Below are 16620 nucleotides of genomic sequence, written 5' to 3' on the forward strand. Positions count from 1 at the left end.
ACGCACTGCGCCCCTTGAAATTTTGTGGTTTTTCTTCTCCCATCCAGACTTTCACTGTCGGTGCCAGATTCACACTGGCTCCACCGCATAGCTATGCGGGTCACGGACTTCAAGCATTGTACTTGTCACCGTCGGTCGGGAATTACACCCTGCCCCGAAGAATACTATTCAATTCATGTGCATTTTAGCCCGACCATTTTTGTTTGTCAATAGGCCTGATTACAAGCCGAGAAGAATTCCTCTTGGCTTTTTCTTTTGGCAAACCCAAAGCAGCGACAGCAGAAATCCCTTGTCGTTCCGCCATTTTTCTAAGCTGCAACAAGGCGATTTTGCCTGTAAAAAAACACGAGAAAACCTAGGTTAAATATTTTTTCTCGAACGAAGCCATTTATCGAACTCCGTCACGAGTAAGACGACCATCCCAGAAGCTGCTGAGATGACCCAGCCGATCAAGGACATGTCCTCCGTATGAAAGGCGCTTTGCATAAATGGAACATAGGTCAATAACAGTTGCAGAACCAGCATCACACCAATGATCAAGAACGCTTTTGGATTGGTGAAGGAAGCTTTAGAAAACGCTGGTGCACTGGTACGGATGTTGAACAAATAGAAAATCTTACTCAAGACCACGATATTGACCATCATGGTACTGGCAACGGCTTCGCTGACGCCTTGCAGCAAGAGCCAGTCATGGGCGATCAAACTGATGACTGCCATCAAAATCGATACATACGCCATCTGCCAAATATCGTGGCGATTCAACAATTTATTGCCTGTCTTTCGCGGTTTGCGGTTCATGATCCCAGACTCTGCTGGTTCAAAGATAAACGCAAACTGGATCGTAATAGCAGAAACCATGTTGATCCACAGCAGTTGTGTCGCCTGCAACGGCAATTCTTTTTGCATCATGATCGTAAAGGCAATGATCAGCCCTTCGGCAAAAGATGTCGGCAACAGAAACAGAATGCTCTTTTTGATGTTGTCATAGATCCTGCGTCCTTCGCGAATCGCTAAGGACATGGTACCGAAATTGTCATCGGTCAAGATCATATCAGCAGAGTCTTTGGCTACATCCGTGCCGCTGATCCCCATCGCTACACCGATATCCGCCCGCTTCAACGCAGGGGCATCGTTGACCCCGTCCCCTGTCATCGCCGTGACTTTGCCTTTGGCTTGCAGCGCTCTGATAATGTCCAATTTATTTTTCGGCGTGGTTCGTGCAAAGACTTGATTCGTCAAGGCAGCATCTTGAAATTCAGCTTCACTCATCTGATCCAACTCGGCACCTGTCACGACGTGAATCTCATCCGCTAAGCCAAGCTTTTCCCCAATCGTTTTGGCGGTCAGAGGGTGATCCCCAGTGATCATTTTCACTTGAACACCGGCTTGGTTCATTTCCTTCAGGGAGGCAATCACTTCTTCTCGCGGCGGATCGATGATCCCGGCGATCCCTAGTAATTGCAGCCCTTGCTCAAAAATCGTTTCATCAATGTGATCAATCGAAACTTTCTGATAGCCCACCGCTACCACTCGTTTGCCTTCTGCCGACAAGCGGCGAACATGACCTGTCCAATAGGCTTCATTAAAAGGTGCCGCTTGTTTTTGCACCATTTCAAACAATTTATCTGGGGAGCCTTTAACAAATAACAAGCGTTCCCCCGCAGGGTTTGCCACTAGTTTCGCCATGTAGCGGTTGTCCGAATCAAAGGGCAGCATATCCAGTTCTTGGTAAACGGGTGCTTGCGGATAGGTAAATTGCTTATGATACAGCGTCAAAAAGGAGCCGTCTGTTGGTTCCCCATTGATCGTCCAGTGATTTCCTTCTGGGACTAATACCGTATCGTTGGCTTCGTAGCCAGCTTCCAAAAACAACTGCAAGGTGTCTTGCGCGTGGACGTCCTCCTGCTTTGGACGAATTTCTCCCACCGGCGCATAGCCGTCACCCGTCACTTCGTATTCCTGCTCAGCCAATACGATGTCTTTGACCGTCATTTCATTTTTGGTCAGGGTACCGGTTTTATCCGTCGCGATCACATCCACTGAGCCTAGTGTTTCAACTGCTGGCAGTGTTTTGATGATGGTGTGCTTGTTTTTTGCCATGTCGCTGACACCCATCGCCAAAACCACCGATGTCGTTGCTGGCAATCCTTCTGGGATCGAGCCGACGATCATGGTGACGACGGCTAAGGACAAGACAGAGATCGCATAGGTTTGCTGGAACAAACTGACGACAAACAGCAAGACCGCCACGCCCATGATCACGTAGGTGATGCCTTTCCCCAGTCCATCGATTTCTTTCATCAACGGCGTTTTTCGTTCTTCCGTTTGATTGACTTCTGTGGAGATTTTCCCGATCTCAGTCGTGGCGCCGGTAGCGATCACGATTCCTTTCCCGCTTCCTGACGTCACGGAAGTCGAAGCAAACGCCAAATTCCGTTGTTCCGCTAATGGGGTTGCTTCATCCACTAAGGTCTCTGTTATTTTTTCCACCGAATCGGCTTCGCCAGTCAAGGCGGATTCTTGGATACGCAAGTTGTCCGCTTCGATGATCCGCAGATCCGCAGGCACATTGTCGCCGGCTTCTAAGAATACGACATCCCCCGGAACGACTTCGGCAGCTGGAATATCTTGCCGAATCCCATTCCGATAGACCGTGGCTTCTGCTGATAGCATCTCTTTGATCCGCTCTAACGCATCGGAAGCATTGGCTTCTTGGTAATAACCGATCAACGCATTGACCAGTACGACGATGCCAATGATCACGGCATCAGAGAAATGCCCCATCAGCAGCGTTAAGATGGCGGAGAAAATCAAAATGTAGATGATCGTGTTATGAAATTGCCGCAGCAGCAACCGCCACTTGGCGGTTTTTTTGATCGCTAATTGGTTCAATCCGTAGGTTTCTAACCGCTCGGTTACTTGTGCCTCAGTCAATCCTTGATCGATAGAGGGCACCTGATACTGTTCGATTGTTTCTGACACTGATAACTGAAACTCTTTTTTATTCATTTTTTTTCTTCCTTTTCTTTTTCATTGATGGATAACACAAATAAGCCCCTTATTTAGAAACTGCTCCTAAATAACGCGCTGTTGTTGGTCTCCTATTCAATTAAAAAGTAAGGCAAGTCAAAATAGTGTTTCTGCTCACCGTCACTCGAGTCGCTTGACATTCGTTTACCACCCCCTCTAAAGTTAGCAATAAGCGTAACAAACTATTTTTCCAAAGTCAAGAGTCATCGCTTTCATAGCAATGAAGAGGCTTCTCAAAGTTTTTACGAAAAAAAGCCGCACGACAACGATTCGCTGCCGTGCAGTTCCTTCAGTACATTCTCTTCAAGCCCAAAGGCACGCCTTAAAGCTGATCCAGTGCCTCGCTGATCGGTGTTTCTCCTGCTTGGACTTTGATGACTTTTTGATAAGTTGCTGGACGTTCCAGCATTTCACCTAACAATACGGCGACATCCTCGATGGGGATCGCACCAGAGGTCGTTTCACTGATCTCGATCAAACTAGATCCTGGTGTTTCTTTCAACGCACCCGGCTGCAAAATCGTATAGTCTAGTGCGGTATTGTCGATCAGCCAGCGATCAGAGAAAAATTTGGCGATCGTGTAATCCATCAATGACGCCATGCCTTCCCTTTGCCACTGTTCAGGTTCTAAGGCATAGGCTGAGCTAAGGTGGATGTAGCGCTCGATTCCTTTTGATTCAGCGGCTTGCATCACTTTGACCGCACCATACAGATCAGATTGCAGCAAGTCTTTGCCTCGGGAACCCGCCACGAAGTATACCGCTTCCGCATCTGCGAATTTGGCCGCCATCTCTTCCGGTTCCGTGTGTAAATCAAAGAACACGGGCTTGATATTCTCCGTTTCTGTGATTTTCTCACTGCTGCGCGCACCAGCATAAACGATGTGTCCTTGTTTTTCTAGAAAGGCGATCAATTTTTGGCCCACCCGTCCGGTAGCACCAACGACAAAAATTTTCATTTTCTTTACTCCTCTCGATTCTTTTTCCAACTCTTTCTAGTATCATCGTAGGACAAAAACCTAGATCCAACAACTATTCTGTTTCTAAACGAAGGAGAAAAAGGCACAGCACAAACCAATTCTTGCTATTTTTCCCCATAGAAACCCATGTTTTTAAAAAAACACCCAAAAAAATGAAAAAAATCTTCTCAAACGATTGACAAAGCCTTGACTCTTTTGTAGACTAGGTAGAAATAATTTAAATATTTAGAAAATTCCAAATAAAGAAAAGGACGGTGGCGTATATGACCTGCACCAATGATAGCAAACGAATTATTTTATTATTATAGCCGGGACTGTTTGATTTATACATTCAAAGAGTCCCTATTCACATTGCATCCAAAAAGAAGATCAACTTCTTGAGATGGAGTGTTTTTTTATACCCATTTTCAAGGAAGCGGCCTTTTGCAAACTGACACATTGATGTCAGATAGATCCAAAACGCTCGTTGAACAACTGCTGCCGATTCCCCGCGGTTATGCACTGCACTTATTCTAAAGACCCCTTCTGTTTGAACACTTGATTGGTCAAGCAGAAAAAGGAAGGATGATTTTTCTTATGAAAACCGTCAACACGATCGCTGCTTTTGTAAACAAGTATTTGATCTATATCATGATTTTATTGATGATCGTCTCTTATTTTTTCCCGCAACCCTTCTTATGGATTCCGCCTCGTACAACGATTCTTTTGAGCATCATCATGTTTTGTATGGGGATGACTTTAAACGTTGCTGCTTTTAAAATGGTCGTCTTACAGCCTAAAGCATTCATCTTAGGGGTGCTTTTCCAGTTCACCATCAGTCCTTTGGTGGCTTACGGCTTAGCGCAGCTGTTTGGTCTTTCTTCCGGTTTGATCATCGGGTTTGTCCTACTAGGTTGCGTTTCTGGTGGAACCGCCAGCAATGTCATGACCTTTATCGGCAAAGGCGATGTCGCCCTCACCGTTTCCATGACCACGGTATCGACCTTGTTAGCGACCGTCGTTACCCCCTTTTTGGTTTACATCTTGGCTGGTCAGTATACTGAGATCTCCTTCTGGGAAATGCTCTTGTCTGTCTTGCAGATGGTGCTTTTGCCGATCATTTTAGGGGTGATCGTCCACAAACTCATTGCCAAGCACATCGAGCGATTTCTGCAATCATTTGTGTTGATTTCTTCCGTTAGTATCTTATTGATCGTTGCCGGAACTGTCGCTCGCAACGGTGCCGTGATCGTCCAATCTGGCTTGATCGTGATTTTCTTAGTCTTGCTCCATAACTTGATCGGCTACGGCGCAGGCTATGGTCTGAGCCGTGTGATGGGCGTCAGTGCCACCCAAGCCAAATCCATCATGTTTCAATTAGGGATGAAAAATACCGGCCTAGCGATCTCGTTAGCCAATGCCCACTTTGCCGCCATTGCTGCAGCCGTTACCCCTGCCGCAGTCGGCATGGTGATCCATCAAATTACCGGACCAATTTTAGCCAATCTCGTGGCCAAGAAAGAAGGAAAACAGTATGAGTCAAAGTATCTTTTTGCCAAACTACACAATCGGGGCGGACGCCTACGAAAAAGTAAATGACATCGTAAAACCATACGGCACCAATGCCGTGATCATCGGCGGAAAAACCGCCCTTGAAAAAGCCGAAGACAAGATCAAAGCCGGTTTAACGTCAGAAGTCAAAGTGACGGATACCTTGTGGTACGGCGGCAACTCGACCTATGAAAACGTCGATCAGCTGTTAGCCAATCCAAGCGTCCAAGCCGCCGATGTTCTATTCGCCGTTGGCGGCGGCCGCGTTTGCGATACCGTCAAAGTGGTTGGAGAAAAAGCAGGCAAACCAGTCTTCACCTTTCCAACGATCGGCTCCAACTGCTCACCAGTCACCGCGGTCTGTGTCATCTATAAAGAAAACGGCGAGATGCAAGGGCTGTTTTTCCCTTCGCAACCACCGACCCATGCCTTTATCGACAGTGAGATCATCGCCCAGGCCCCCGATAAGTACTTATGGGCAGGAATCGGCGATGCCCTCTCCAAAGAGATCGAATCGACGTTTTCAGCGCGGGGCGATGAGTTAGACTACACCGATGGGTTAGGCATCCAAATCGGCAAAATGTGCACGGAACGCTTATTGCAATACGGCACACAAGCCTTGAAAGACAGTGCCGCCAATCAGCCATCTTATGCCATTGAGCAAGTCGTCTTGGATATCATCGTGACTACCGGCTTAGTTTCCGTCTTAGTCATCAATGATTACAACTCCGCCCTTGCCCATTCCTTTTACTACGGAACGACCGTTTTGGAAAAAATGGAAGACTATTTACATGGTGCTTCCGTTAGTTACGGCGTTTTGGCCTTGTTGCAGCTAGATCAGCAAGAAGCCCTCTTCCAGCGCATCTACGCCTTTATGAAGGAAAACAAACTGCCGGTTTGCTTAGCTGATATGGGTCTTAACGCCACCAGCGACCTTGAGGCAATCTTAGACAAAGCAATGACCACCAATGACATCGTCCACGTGCCTTATGAGATCACGCGAGAAATGTTCAAACAAGCAATCTTAGACGTAGAAGCCTACCATGCCAAGCAAAACCAAGCGTCATTGGCAGCTGCGAATTAAATGAAGCCCTCCAGCAATTCGTTGCTGGAGGGTTTTTGTATGGCCTTTTTTTCTCTTACGTTTGATTGCAGTCGGTTTGGATTTCATAAAAAATATTCATAGCAAGTTCATACGATACTACTCATTATCTAGGTCTTTAGAAAATATTAAAAAGCACAATCAGCCTATGATACGACTGAGAGACTGCTTACCTCCCTAATTATCTACTTGTGAATAAAAGCGCATGTAAAAGCAATCCTTGTTATACTTATAAATAACACGAAGTCCTTAGGAAAAGGAGGAACCCTCATGACCCGTTACAAACGATTTCGCTTTGTTCATTTAGGCGCTTTTTTGGTGTTGGGCTTACTTCTCACTGGCTGCAGTGCGGATACGGCACCAATTGAAGAACAACCGACTACTGACACGGTCACTCCTTTTGAACCAGCGGTTTCCTATGAAACTTTTCCATTGCCGCAACCGATCTTAGATGGGGAAACCAGTGTGGCGGAAGCTCTCTTCAATCGGCGCTCGCAACGGGATTTTCAAGACACCGAGCTAACACAAGAACAGCTGGCACAGCTTTTATGGGCCGCTGCCGGTGTCACTACAGAAGATGGTCGCCGGACAGCGCCTTCGGCTGGTGCCTTGTATCCCTTAGACCTCTATGTCGTGGTCACACAGGTAACGGGGCTTGAGCCAGGGCTTTATCTGTATCAACCTGAGCAACATGCCTTAGAAAAAATCCTTGCTGGTGATTTCCGGACCGCATTGGCGGAAGGTTCGTTGGATCAGCAAGCGATCCAACGAGCACCTGCTACATTGCTTTATACAGTGGTTTATGAACGACTGATCGAGCGCTATGGGGACCGAGGAATCGAACGTTATGCCTATATCGAAGTCGGACATTCCGCCCAAAACGTCCTTTTGCAAGCCCAAGCGTTAGGATTAGGCGCTGTGCCGATCGGCGCCTTCACGGATCATGAACTTACAGAGCTGCTGCAGCTGCCATCGGAAAATGAACCCCGCTATTTGATTCCTGTAGGCGTTATTGAGTAACACTGCCGACGAACGAAACCCAATTTTAATGGGACTTCCGAACTGCTGTTAGAAAACGGCAACTGGCAAGGTTGATTTTCCCAGCAAAACCAGTAGAATCGAAAAACCACCTGCAAAAACAGCAGGTGGTTTTTCGATGGACTTACAGTTTGTATGCTCGGACTTCTTCTGGTATTTCTTCTAGCGGTAGCTCTTTTACTACCGCTTCGGTACCTGCTGCCATCGCTGTATCGTAGTACCAGCATTTGTATTTGATCGTATTCATCGTTTCTTGCAAGGCTGCCATTTGCTTGGTGACTTCTTCCAAACGTTCATGAAACAGCTGCTGCCGTTTCTGCAAAGACGCATCGCCTTCTTCGCCCCAATCCAAGAAATTCTTGATGTCTTTGATGGGCATGCCGGTATTCTTCAAACAATCGATCACTCTGATCGTCGCCACTTCTTTTTCTGAAAACACCCGAATGCCGCCATTGCTACGGGCCATATTCGGAAACATTCCTTCTCGATCGTAGTAACGTAGTGTCGAGATGGGGATGTTAGTCGTTTTTGATACTTCACCAATCGAGTAACTCACTTGCATCGCTCCTAAAAAAAATTTTGTTTATCGCTTGACCTAAACCTAACTTCAGGTTCTACAATAAAAATACACCGCAAGCACTGTACTGTCAATCACCCGTCATCTCGCAGGTTTGGGTTTGGCAGCAGCAGGATTCGATGAAAAAATCATTCACTGGAGGAAAGACAAATGACAGAAATCAAAGAAAAAGTTATCGTAATTATGGGAGCCTCTTCGGGAATTGGGGAAGCAACCGCCGTTAAGCTAGCCGAACAAGGGGCAAAAGTAGTAATCGCAGCCCGCCGCGAAGAGCGCATTAAAGCCCTGGCTGAAAAACTAGGAGAAAATGTTTTGTATCAAACAGCCGATGTCACGAATCGCGAACAAGTCCAACAAGTCATTGATTTAGCCATGACCTCCTTTGGTCGTATTGATGTCCTTTTCAATAATGCTGGCATCATGCCTCAAGGAAACTTGGCAGAGTTGAACTATGACAGCTGGCAAAAAATGCTGGATATCAATATCATGGGGGTATTGAACGGGATCGGCGCTGTGCTGCCCATCATGCAAAAACAACAAGACGGCTTGATCATCGCCACTGACTCAGTTGCTGGACATGTCATTTACCCGGGATCTGCCGTGTACAACGGGACAAAGTTTGCGGTTCGTGCAATCATGGAAGGTTTGCGCCAAGAAGAACGTGAACATGGCATTCGTTCCACCATCGTCTCTCCGGGAATGGTCTCCACGGAATTGTTTGAAACCGTCGGTAATGCTCAACTAGAAGCAGCCTTGAAAGAAACCTCTCGCGTAGAAGGCAACAGCCTAACGCCAGAAGATGTAGCAAATGCAGTGGTTTATGCCATTCAACAGCCCAAACATGTGGCGATCAGCGAAGTCTTGCTGCGCCCAGCAAAACAAACCGTTTAAGCTATTTCTACTAGCCCGTGAAACCTGCTACCCGCCTGAGGCGATCGCAGGTTTTTTTGTCGTCAAATCCCGCCGTTTCCCTGGAAAAAATTACTTGTTTTTCTTGTAACACCCACTTGTCCGAGTAATGTAAACCAATCGTTGCTTAATGTAAACGACTAGGTTCTGTTGCTACGGGGGAAATTTTTTTATACTTAGTACAAAGCTTCCGTATAAAACGACCAATCAGAAACGAACCTACCGTATTTCTCTTATTTATGAATAGCCGAGCATGATTGATATCCCGCCTTCACCGTTGACTTGCAAGTATTATTAGCTGTCCTCTTTTAGTACTTGCTTTTTATAAAAGAATGGAGTGAGTGTATGAATGTGAAACAGCTGCTCGTCATTGCCGAGCAACGAAGAAACATCACGAATCAGAAATTGACCTATGCAGAAAACTTCTTGGCGGCCGGCTACTCCGCGGCCGAATTGCTGGCAGACGAAACCTTTCTCGAATTAGAGCGAAGGGAAACCCAACTGATTGCAGAACGCAATGCTATCTTTTACGAAGAAGTCAGCCACAATTAATCTCCCCTGTCCAATTGTAGGCGACGAAAAAGCGAAGGATCAGCAGCACCTTCGCTTTTTTCTATCCCCCTCAAAGGCGTCCTTTGCCCTGAGGATAACGCTGCTTGATCGTCCAATAAAACAGCCCTGCAAAGAAACTGCCGAGAATCAGGAAATTCAAGCCGTATAGACAGTAGAGGAAGAAAAAGTTCAGCTGCCCAACGCTCCAAAAGCCCATGATTCCCATTAAAACAAGACTGTTGACACATCCTGTCAACACACAAACCATGCGACTGCGCTCCAAGCTTTGTAATAGGTATTTTGTAATTTCATATAACGGACTGACGAGCATTATCCCCAACATGATTGGTAGAATAGCTGGCAACAAGTCTAAAACTACGACATCTGTAGTAAACAACTGAAAAAAAGCGGGACGAAAGACCCAAATCAGACTGGCGATTCCGACATAAGCCACGAAAGAAGAAGCGAAGGTACTTTTTCCCACTGCTAAAATCTTCTGACGATTTTTCTGACCATTCGCCTCACTCGCAAAGACGGTCACTGCGTTGCCATACATCAAAGCAGGCAACCGTGCGATCATCAATCCTTGGCTGCCGATCGCATAGGCGGCCAGCGTACTAACACCCAACCGTGAGACGAAAGCTTCAAAAGCAATAATAAAGACTAAGCCTTCAAAGCATTCCTGAATCATTAAGGGGATCGATTTTTTCAATAAAAAGGCGCGTTTTCGTGGTCTTTGTTTTAGCCCTCTTGCTAGACTTTCTCTTAAAAGAACCCCATAAATCCCCAGCAAGCACAAAGTCGCAAGCATATTTGCGATGCCACTGCCTAAGACCCCCATGGCGGGAAAACCGAGATTGCCGTTGATCAATAAATAGCTAAGCAACACCTGTACCAACGCACTAATGATCGAAACACCGAGGATGTAGTTCGTTTTCTTTTCAATTTTTAAAAGGCTAGTAAAAACAAACGTGACTAACGTAAGTAAAATATAGGGGGACATGATTGCAAGATACAACGTCGCAGTTCCTAGCAGCTCCCCGCTAAATCCGTAGACAAGCTGTAAAATGTCTCGTCCAAAAAGCAGGAAAATCAGCAAAAAGCTCACACCGATCGCGACTGCTAGAGAAAGAACCGACGACAGATAATCATTTAACTGCGTCTCTTCTCTTTGCCCGACTGCCTTTGCACCATAAATATTAAAAGCCAGCCCAATCGCACCTAAGATACCCGCAAAAGCATAGAGAAACCCGTCGATCAGTGCGATCGCCGCCAGCGCTTCCGTGGATCTTCTTGAAATAATCGCTAATGAAACTTGTGCAATAATGATTTGAAACAAATTGGAAGCAATCAAAGGCAATGTAAAAGACTGTATTTTTTTGTTCAAGAAGCTCTCCTCTCTCCTTCGCCATAACTGCGCAACGCCCACCCGCTAATTGTGATTCACATCACAATACAAGCGATCGTTAATAGTCGCAAATACTCAACGACCCATCAGGCGTTTTGACGTTTCTCCCTCCATTTAACCATACAGCCTTCTCGGTGTATATTCCTTCATAATTAAAAAACAAAACATCCCGACAATCTCCGCTTGTTTCCTCTATTGGTGTCGACAAGCAATCACTGATGAAGAATAAAAAGGTTCAGAAGAACATACTGCTCTTCTGAACCTTTTCTATGGGATGATAAAAAACGCGACAAACCTTTCAAAAATCCCGCTATTTCTTCACGATCAGCTGAACGGCTTGATCGATTTTCTGCTTTTGGGTTTCCGTGTCGCTGTCTGGATTTTCCAAACAATTTTTCAAATTCTCAGCGACAATGATCCCCATAATACGGTTGACGCTGGAACTGACGGCGGACAATTGCGTGATGACATCGACGCATTCTTTCTCGTCTTCGATCATTTTTTGAATCCCCCGCAACTGGCCTTCGGTTCGTTTTAACCGATTCAAAATATCTTTGTTGCATGCGGTCATCGTTTGATTTCTCCTCTCCATGCTGACATGCCGCCGAGGACATTGGTCACTTGAAACCCTTGCTGGTTCAAAAACTCAGACGCCATTTGCGAACGAGCCCCTGAATGACAGATGACATAGTAATTTTTATCCTTCTCTAAGTTGCTGATTTGTTCCGTAAGCTCGCTCAACGGTAGGTTTTGTGCTGTTTTGATGTGTCCTTGTGCAAACTCATCAACTTCTCTGACATCAAGGATCTCAAGCGCCTCACGTTTTTCTTTTTGGGTAAATTCCTCCATAGATATTGCTTTAATCATGAATAATCATCTCCGGCTTAATAGTATTATACAACGAAAAGGCACCATCGAGGTTTTGACAATTGATGCCCGCTTGTTTTAAGATGCGTTCGGCAATGTAGCTTCTCAATCCGCTATGACACGTAACAACATACGAAACACTTGGATCCAATTCAGACAACCGATCTCTCAATTCATCTAACGGAATGTGGAGCGCCTCTTGAAAACGCCCATTATTGGCTAATTCCATCTCTGAACGAACATCCAACAACTGCTTACCGTTTTCTAAGGCCTCCGTCAATTCGTGCCATTGGATATTCTCACTGATTCCTTCTGCCAGATTGATCGCTGCATAGCCAATCATATTCACTGGATCTTTCGCTGAGCCAAAAGGCGGCGCGTAGGTGAATTCCAGTTCAGGCAAGTCAAAGATCGTTAAGCCGCCTTTGATCGCTGTTGCCAAAATATCGATCCGTTTATCGACCCCTTTGGCACCGATGCCTTGCGCACCATAGATGTTTCCAGTGTCAGCATCAAAAATCAGCTTCAAATAAATATCCGTCGCATCAGGATAATACCCAGCATGGTCTTTGCCTGAAAGATGAACCACCTGAGGATTTAGCCCCGCCAGTTTGGCACTGCGCTCACTCAACCCAGTGGACGCTGCGGCAAGATCGAATACGCGCACGATCGCCGTCCCAATACTGCCTTTGTTTTTGCGAGTCAGTCCTCCCAATACATCAGCCACTTGCCGACCTTGGCGATTGGCTGGTGACGCCAAGGAGATCAGCGTGTCTTCGTTAGTGATTTGTTGTTTCACAACGATGGCATCTCCCACCGCGTAAATGCCTTTCTTGCTGGTTTGGTATTGCTCATCTACTAGGATACCCCCCCGGTGTCCCAGTTCAATACCGGCACGTTTCGCCAAATCCGTTTCTGGTTGGACACCTACCGAAAGAATCGTGATATCTGAGGCCAAGACCGTGCCATCTTCCAGAACGATTTCTTGCCCTGCTTTTTCAAAAGCAGTCGCTGACTGCGAGGTCAAAACATTGACCCCTTGCTTGATCAATTCATTTTTGATATACGCCGCCATTTCTTCATCCAAAGGCGGCAATACGTGGGGTGCTTTTTCCACGATCGTTACTTCTAGGCCCTTTTTATGTAAATTTTCAGCGACTTCTAAACCAATAAACCCAGCGCCAATGATCGTCGCTTTTTGAGGCTTTTTGTCTTCAAGATGCGCCATGATTTGGTCCAAGTCAGGAACATTGCGCAAAGAAAAGGCGTTGGTTGCTTCTTCTAGCCCTTTGATCGCTGGTACTAGCGGTTTTGCCCCCGGCGATAAAATCAACGCATCATAAGATTCCGTGAAGACGTGTTCGCCATGTTTGACCGTCACCGTTTTCTCCTCTGGCTGGATCGCCAGTACTTCATGAAAAGGTCGCACATCTAAGTTGAACCGTTTTTTTAGTGCTTCAGGTGTTTGGACCAATAGGGCGTCCCGCTCTTCGATCTCACCAGAAATGGCATACGGCAGCCCACAATTCGCAAAAGAGACAAAAGGCCCTTTTTCAAAAACAATGATCTCCGCTGCTTCTTTAAGCCGACGTAAGCGCGTTGCTGCAGACATTCCTCCTGCTACCCCACCGACAATAACTATTTTTTCCATCATTACTTTCCTCCTTTGGTTGTTCCCCGCCATTGATTCATGCCACCACGAACGTTGGCCACATCAAAACCTTTTTTATTTAGGATTTTGGCTGCTTGTTTGCTTCGCATCCCTGATTGGCAAATGACTGCCAGTTTCTTGTCACCTTTTTGAGTGAAGCCCGCAATCTTGTTTAACGGTACATTTTTGGCGTAGGCAATGTGTCCGCTACGGTACTCCGCCGGCGTGCGAACATCCAGAACCGTCCATTCTTTGGCTCCTTCTTTTTGTAAATCTGCTGTTGACATACTTGGTATGCGTTTAAATAATGAAAACATTTCTTGCTCCTCTCTTATACCCTTCGGGGTATATTAAACAAGATGTTTCCCTATTTGTCAACTAAGTGATTTTCTTTAAGAAAAGAAACTTGCTGTTGCGTTGCTCCCCACTCGATACTCTCGACAGCTGTCAGACAGCTACCGATCAAGCAGCGAAAGACCAGTATCACACATTTCCCTCCCATCGATCACAATGCTATAATAAAAGAAAAGATACACTGTAAAAATAACACATATAAAATCGTTTATTTAGCAGCTGATTGCTTCGGTTATTACAGATGATTGGCTCCCGCCCTAACCAAGAGCGGACAAAAAAGCGACGCAAGCACCACTTTCCCTTGATTTATCAAGCAGCAAGCCCTGCTTTCTTGGAAGCAACGCGGGTTTCGACTATGCTTAAGTCACATCAGCGAAAGGAAAAAAAGATGGAATTTGGCGAAAAAATCAAAGAAGTACGCACAAGAAATAACTTGACCCAAGAACAATTTGCCACTCAACTACACGTGACGAGACAAGCCGTTTCGAACTGGGAAAACAATCGCAATCTACCAGATTTAGAAATGTTGATTGCCATCGCCACGATTTTTCAACTCTCGCTTGATGAATTGATTTTAGGAGGAACTCAAGTGAACAAGATCACTGAAAAACTAATCAAAGACGGCAGCGAGACCCGACGCGCCAAACTCAATTTGATCACGACCTTGATCGGAACATTTTTACTACTATTCGGCTTTGCCTGCTTCTTCATCAAAGCAAGCTCCGTGGAATACATCGATCAATCCGGCATTTTACATGAAAATTTCTATCTAATCCCCGTAGGATTTTTGTTCCTATTGGCTAGTTTCGTAGTATTTGCAGGAACCGGGATCAATTATTTTCGAGCTGCTAGAAGAAAATGACGCAAAAAAACTCGATTCCAGATGATGGAATCGAGTTTTTTTCTCTGTTCACTATCTTCCTTCAAAGAATCGGAACAAACAAGCCACTGATTTTTTCTTTTGTTTTCGTCAAAAGGCTTCTGGCTTGCCATTCTTCTTTTTCTACTAATTTTGCATGAGCTAAGTCTTCCATAAATTGCTGATTTAACTCTGTGATTATTTTCGACGGCCCATAGATGAACATAGATAACTCATGGTTAAGGTAAAAACTACGAATATCAAAATTTGTTGACCCGATCGTTGCAGCAAACTCATCGACGATCATATATTTACAGTGAATAAAAGCAGTCTCATCATAGGTGTAGACTTCGACGCCGGCAGATAATAATTCATCAATAAACGAATTCGTGCCATGAAAAGAAATTCCTCGATCCCCTTTTCCCGGCACAATCAATTGCACGTTGATCCCACACCGTGCTGCTCTTCTAAGCGCACCTAAACTTTCTTCATCAGGAATAAAGTAAGGCATTGCGATCTTAATCGAATCCGTTGCCTTTCCAATGAGGTCATTAAAGGAATCCTTAATGATTCGCTCGCTATCATAGGGTCCGCCGTAGATTACCTGAACGATTTCCGAACCGCTTTGAACGTCGGTCTTCAACGGAAAATACGTAGCTGTCTGTGTCAAAAAATGAGTGACCGTTTCTTCCGTTTCATCAAGAAAGAGCCAATCATAAATAAAGCACTCTTGTACTTCTAGAACAGCAGGTCCTTCTATCCGGATGTTTGTGTCTCGCCAATAAGAAAACTTACTGCCTCGCCCACTATATTCATTTCCAATATTCATGCCTCCTGTATGTGCAATCTCACCATCAATAACGACCATTTTACGGTGATTGCGCCAGTTCGCTTTATTACTTAGCCAAGGCGAGTTCAACAAATCATACGTGCGTACCTCTACCCCATTCTTTCTCATCAATAATAATAATTGATTAGGAAAGGCGATCGACCCCACGCTATCGTACATAAACCGAACTTCCACCCCTTGTTTGGCCTTTTCGACCAGAACATTTGTCAGCTCCTCCCCTGTTTCATCCCCTTTAACGATATAAAAAAACACATGCACATGATGCTTGGCTTTCTTGATATCTTCTAGCAAAGAAGCGAACGCCTCAGCGCCTTCATTTAATACAGTCAGATGATTATTGGTTGTGGGATATTTGCCTGAAAGATGAAAAATCTCAGTGGAGAGATCATGTTTCCCATGAATGACCTCTGAATGTTCTTGCAAAATAGCCGAAACCGTTCGCTGCACTTCCCGTTCATTTTGTATCTGCTGTTTGGGCAACTTCCTTAATCGAGGTTCACGACCAATTAAATAATACAACATGACTCCTACAATCGGTAAAAACAATAAAGCTAAGATCCAAGCAATCTTCGAAGTTCCATCCCTTTGATCAAAAACCACTAAGTAGCCACAAAGAAGAATCGCCAAAATTTCAATGGCCTGCCAAGCATAAATCATCTGATTTAAAAAGAGAATTAATCCAACCGTCACAAGTATCAGTAAAATCGTTAAAATTTTGTATTGCTGTAATTTGTTTTTGATCATCCTTCACTCCATCCAAATATGCGCTTATTAATAAACGCTAAAGTAAAAAGCCTCACTATATACTATGATTATATACGTTCTCGTTACGCAAATGTAACTCATTTCATCCCCTACTACTCATTTTTTACCTATTATTTATTAAGAAGAGACGATTTGCAGAAACGAAACGG

15 protein-coding genes and 1 riboswitch are annotated in these 16620 nt (G+C 45.2%); of the genes, 6 read left to right on the top strand and 9 right to left on the bottom strand.

What is annotated here, in order from left to right:
* Positions 1-27: 27 nt before the first annotated feature.
* Positions 28-166: riboswitch (FMN riboswitch) on the bottom strand.
* A 194-nt stretch (positions 167-360) separates the two neighbouring features.
* Positions 361-3009, bottom strand: a complete 2649-nt coding sequence (locus tag IGI92_RS15405) for an HAD-IC family P-type ATPase (RefSeq protein ID WP_430607338.1) — start codon at positions 3007-3009, stop codon at positions 361-363.
* Positions 3010-3352: 343 nt separating this feature from the next.
* The gene (locus tag IGI92_RS15410; protein ID WP_430607340.1) at positions 3353-3988 is read right to left on the bottom strand and encodes an NAD(P)H-binding protein; all 636 of its coding nucleotides are present in this window, start codon (positions 3986-3988) and stop codon (positions 3353-3355) included.
* Between the two features lie 597 nt (positions 3989-4585).
* Here IGI92_RS15410 and IGI92_RS15415 point away from each other — a divergent pair.
* From IGI92_RS15415 to IGI92_RS15425, 3 genes are all read left to right on the top strand, one after another.
* The gene (locus tag IGI92_RS15415) at positions 4586-5587 is read left to right on the top strand and encodes a bile acid:sodium symporter family protein (protein ID WP_005233246.1); all 1002 of its coding nucleotides are present in this window, start codon (positions 4586-4588) and stop codon (positions 5585-5587) included.
* On the top strand, positions 5523-6623 hold the full coding sequence (locus tag IGI92_RS15420; RefSeq protein WP_275626504.1) for an iron-containing alcohol dehydrogenase family protein: 1101 nt from the start codon (positions 5523-5525) through the stop codon (positions 6621-6623). Before IGI92_RS15415 ends, IGI92_RS15420 begins: the two co-directional genes overlap by 65 nt.
* Before the next feature lie 288 nt (positions 6624-6911).
* Positions 6912-7661, top strand: coding sequence for a SagB/ThcOx family dehydrogenase (locus IGI92_RS15425; protein WP_016612021.1), 750 nt, complete (start codon positions 6912-6914; stop codon positions 7659-7661).
* A 142-nt stretch (positions 7662-7803) separates the two neighbouring features.
* On the opposite strand, the gene IGI92_RS15430 is transcribed toward IGI92_RS15425, so the two are convergent.
* Positions 7804-8241, bottom strand: coding sequence for a MerR family transcriptional regulator (locus tag IGI92_RS15430; RefSeq protein ID WP_005233239.1), 438 nt, complete (start codon positions 8239-8241; stop codon positions 7804-7806).
* A gap of 165 nt (positions 8242-8406) precedes the next feature.
* On the opposite strand from IGI92_RS15430, the gene IGI92_RS15435 reads away from it, so the two are divergent.
* Positions 8407-9147, top strand: a complete 741-nt coding sequence (locus tag IGI92_RS15435) for an SDR family oxidoreductase (RefSeq protein WP_008380252.1) — start codon at positions 8407-8409, stop codon at positions 9145-9147.
* Positions 9148-9510: 363 nt separating this feature from the next.
* Entirely contained in the window at positions 9511-9717 is a 207-nt protein-coding gene (locus tag IGI92_RS15440) for a hypothetical protein (protein ID WP_008380254.1), read from the top strand.
* A gap of 70 nt (positions 9718-9787) precedes the next feature.
* Here IGI92_RS15440 and IGI92_RS15445 read toward each other — a convergent pair whose 3' ends face one another.
* The 5 genes from IGI92_RS15445 to IGI92_RS15465 all read right to left on the bottom strand — a co-directional run bounded on the left by IGI92_RS15445 (position 9788) and on the right by IGI92_RS15465 (position 13960).
* On the bottom strand, positions 9788-11104 hold the full coding sequence (locus tag IGI92_RS15445; protein WP_430607343.1) for an MATE family efflux transporter: 1317 nt from the start codon (positions 11102-11104) through the stop codon (positions 9788-9790).
* A 331-nt stretch (positions 11105-11435) separates the two neighbouring features.
* Positions 11436-11696, bottom strand: coding sequence for a metal-sensitive transcriptional regulator (locus IGI92_RS15450; RefSeq protein WP_005230585.1), 261 nt, complete (start codon positions 11694-11696; stop codon positions 11436-11438).
* Positions 11693-11992 (bottom strand): rhodanese-like domain-containing protein, encoded by a 300-nt coding sequence (locus IGI92_RS15455; RefSeq protein WP_016612023.1) that lies wholly within the window; start codon positions 11990-11992, stop codon positions 11693-11695. Before IGI92_RS15455 ends, IGI92_RS15450 begins: the two co-directional genes overlap by 4 nt.
* A complete protein-coding gene (locus IGI92_RS15460) occupies positions 11985-13643 on the bottom strand; it encodes an FAD-dependent oxidoreductase (protein ID WP_430608506.1) in 1659 nt (552 codons plus the stop codon). The genes IGI92_RS15455 and IGI92_RS15460 overlap by 8 nt, the downstream gene beginning before the upstream one ends.
* 2 nt (positions 13644-13645) lie before the next feature.
* On the bottom strand, positions 13646-13960 hold the full coding sequence (locus tag IGI92_RS15465) for a rhodanese-like domain-containing protein (RefSeq protein ID WP_430607344.1): 315 nt from the start codon (positions 13958-13960) through the stop codon (positions 13646-13648).
* A gap of 425 nt (positions 13961-14385) precedes the next feature.
* Here IGI92_RS15465 and IGI92_RS15470 point away from each other — a divergent pair, with 425 nt between their 5' ends.
* The gene (locus tag IGI92_RS15470) at positions 14386-14859 is read left to right on the top strand and encodes a DUF3955 domain-containing protein (RefSeq protein ID WP_052533231.1); all 474 of its coding nucleotides are present in this window, start codon (positions 14386-14388) and stop codon (positions 14857-14859) included.
* 61 nt (positions 14860-14920) lie between these two features.
* Here IGI92_RS15470 and cls read toward each other — a convergent pair whose 3' ends face one another.
* Positions 14921-16450: a cardiolipin synthase gene (gene cls, locus IGI92_RS15475; protein WP_086298818.1), complete on the bottom strand. Its 1530-nt coding sequence runs from the start codon at positions 16448-16450 to the stop codon at positions 14921-14923.
* Positions 16451-16620 lie beyond the last annotated feature (170 nt).

Source organism: Enterococcus sp. DIV2379 (assembly GCF_050542965.1).
GTDB lineage: Bacteria > Bacillota > Bacilli > Lactobacillales > Enterococcaceae > Enterococcus_D > Enterococcus_D entomosocium.

Bases quoted from the DNA above. Each gene is read 5' to 3' on its own strand.
- IGI92_RS15405 (WP_430607338.1), bottom strand. From the start codon at position 3,009: ATGAATAAAAAAGAGTTTCAGTTATCAGTGTCAGAAACAATCGAACAG.
- IGI92_RS15410 (WP_430607340.1), bottom strand. From the start codon at position 3,988: ATGAAAATTTTTGTCGTTGGTGCTACCGGACGGGTGGGCCAAAAATTG.
- IGI92_RS15415 (WP_005233246.1), top strand. From the start codon at position 4,586: ATGAAAACCGTCAACACGATCGCTGCTTTTGTAAACAAGTATTTGATC.
- IGI92_RS15420 (WP_275626504.1), top strand. From the start codon at position 5,523: ATGAGTCAAAGTATCTTTTTGCCAAACTACACAATCGGGGCGGACGCC.
- IGI92_RS15425 (WP_016612021.1), top strand. From the start codon at position 6,912: ATGACCCGTTACAAACGATTTCGCTTTGTTCATTTAGGCGCTTTTTTG.
- IGI92_RS15430 (WP_005233239.1), bottom strand. From the start codon at position 8,241: ATGCAAGTGAGTTACTCGATTGGTGAAGTATCAAAAACGACTAACATC.
- IGI92_RS15435 (WP_008380252.1), top strand. From the start codon at position 8,407: ATGACAGAAATCAAAGAAAAAGTTATCGTAATTATGGGAGCCTCTTCG.
- IGI92_RS15440 (WP_008380254.1), top strand. From the start codon at position 9,511: ATGAATGTGAAACAGCTGCTCGTCATTGCCGAGCAACGAAGAAACATC.
- IGI92_RS15450 (WP_005230585.1), bottom strand. From the start codon at position 11,696: ATGACCGCATGCAACAAAGATATTTTGAATCGGTTAAAACGAACCGAA.
- IGI92_RS15455 (WP_016612023.1), bottom strand. From the start codon at position 11,992: ATGATTAAAGCAATATCTATGGAGGAATTTACCCAAAAAGAAAAACGT.
- IGI92_RS15460 (WP_430608506.1), bottom strand. From the start codon at position 13,643: ATGGAAAAAATAGTTATTGTCGGTGGGGTAGCAGGAGGAATGTCTGCA.
- IGI92_RS15465 (WP_430607344.1), bottom strand. From the start codon at position 13,960: ATGTTTTCATTATTTAAACGCATACCAAGTATGTCAACAGCAGATTTA.
- IGI92_RS15470 (WP_052533231.1), top strand. From the start codon at position 14,386: ATGGAATTTGGCGAAAAAATCAAAGAAGTACGCACAAGAAATAACTTG.
- cls (WP_086298818.1), bottom strand. From the start codon at position 16,450: ATGATCAAAAACAAATTACAGCAATACAAAATTTTAACGATTTTACTG.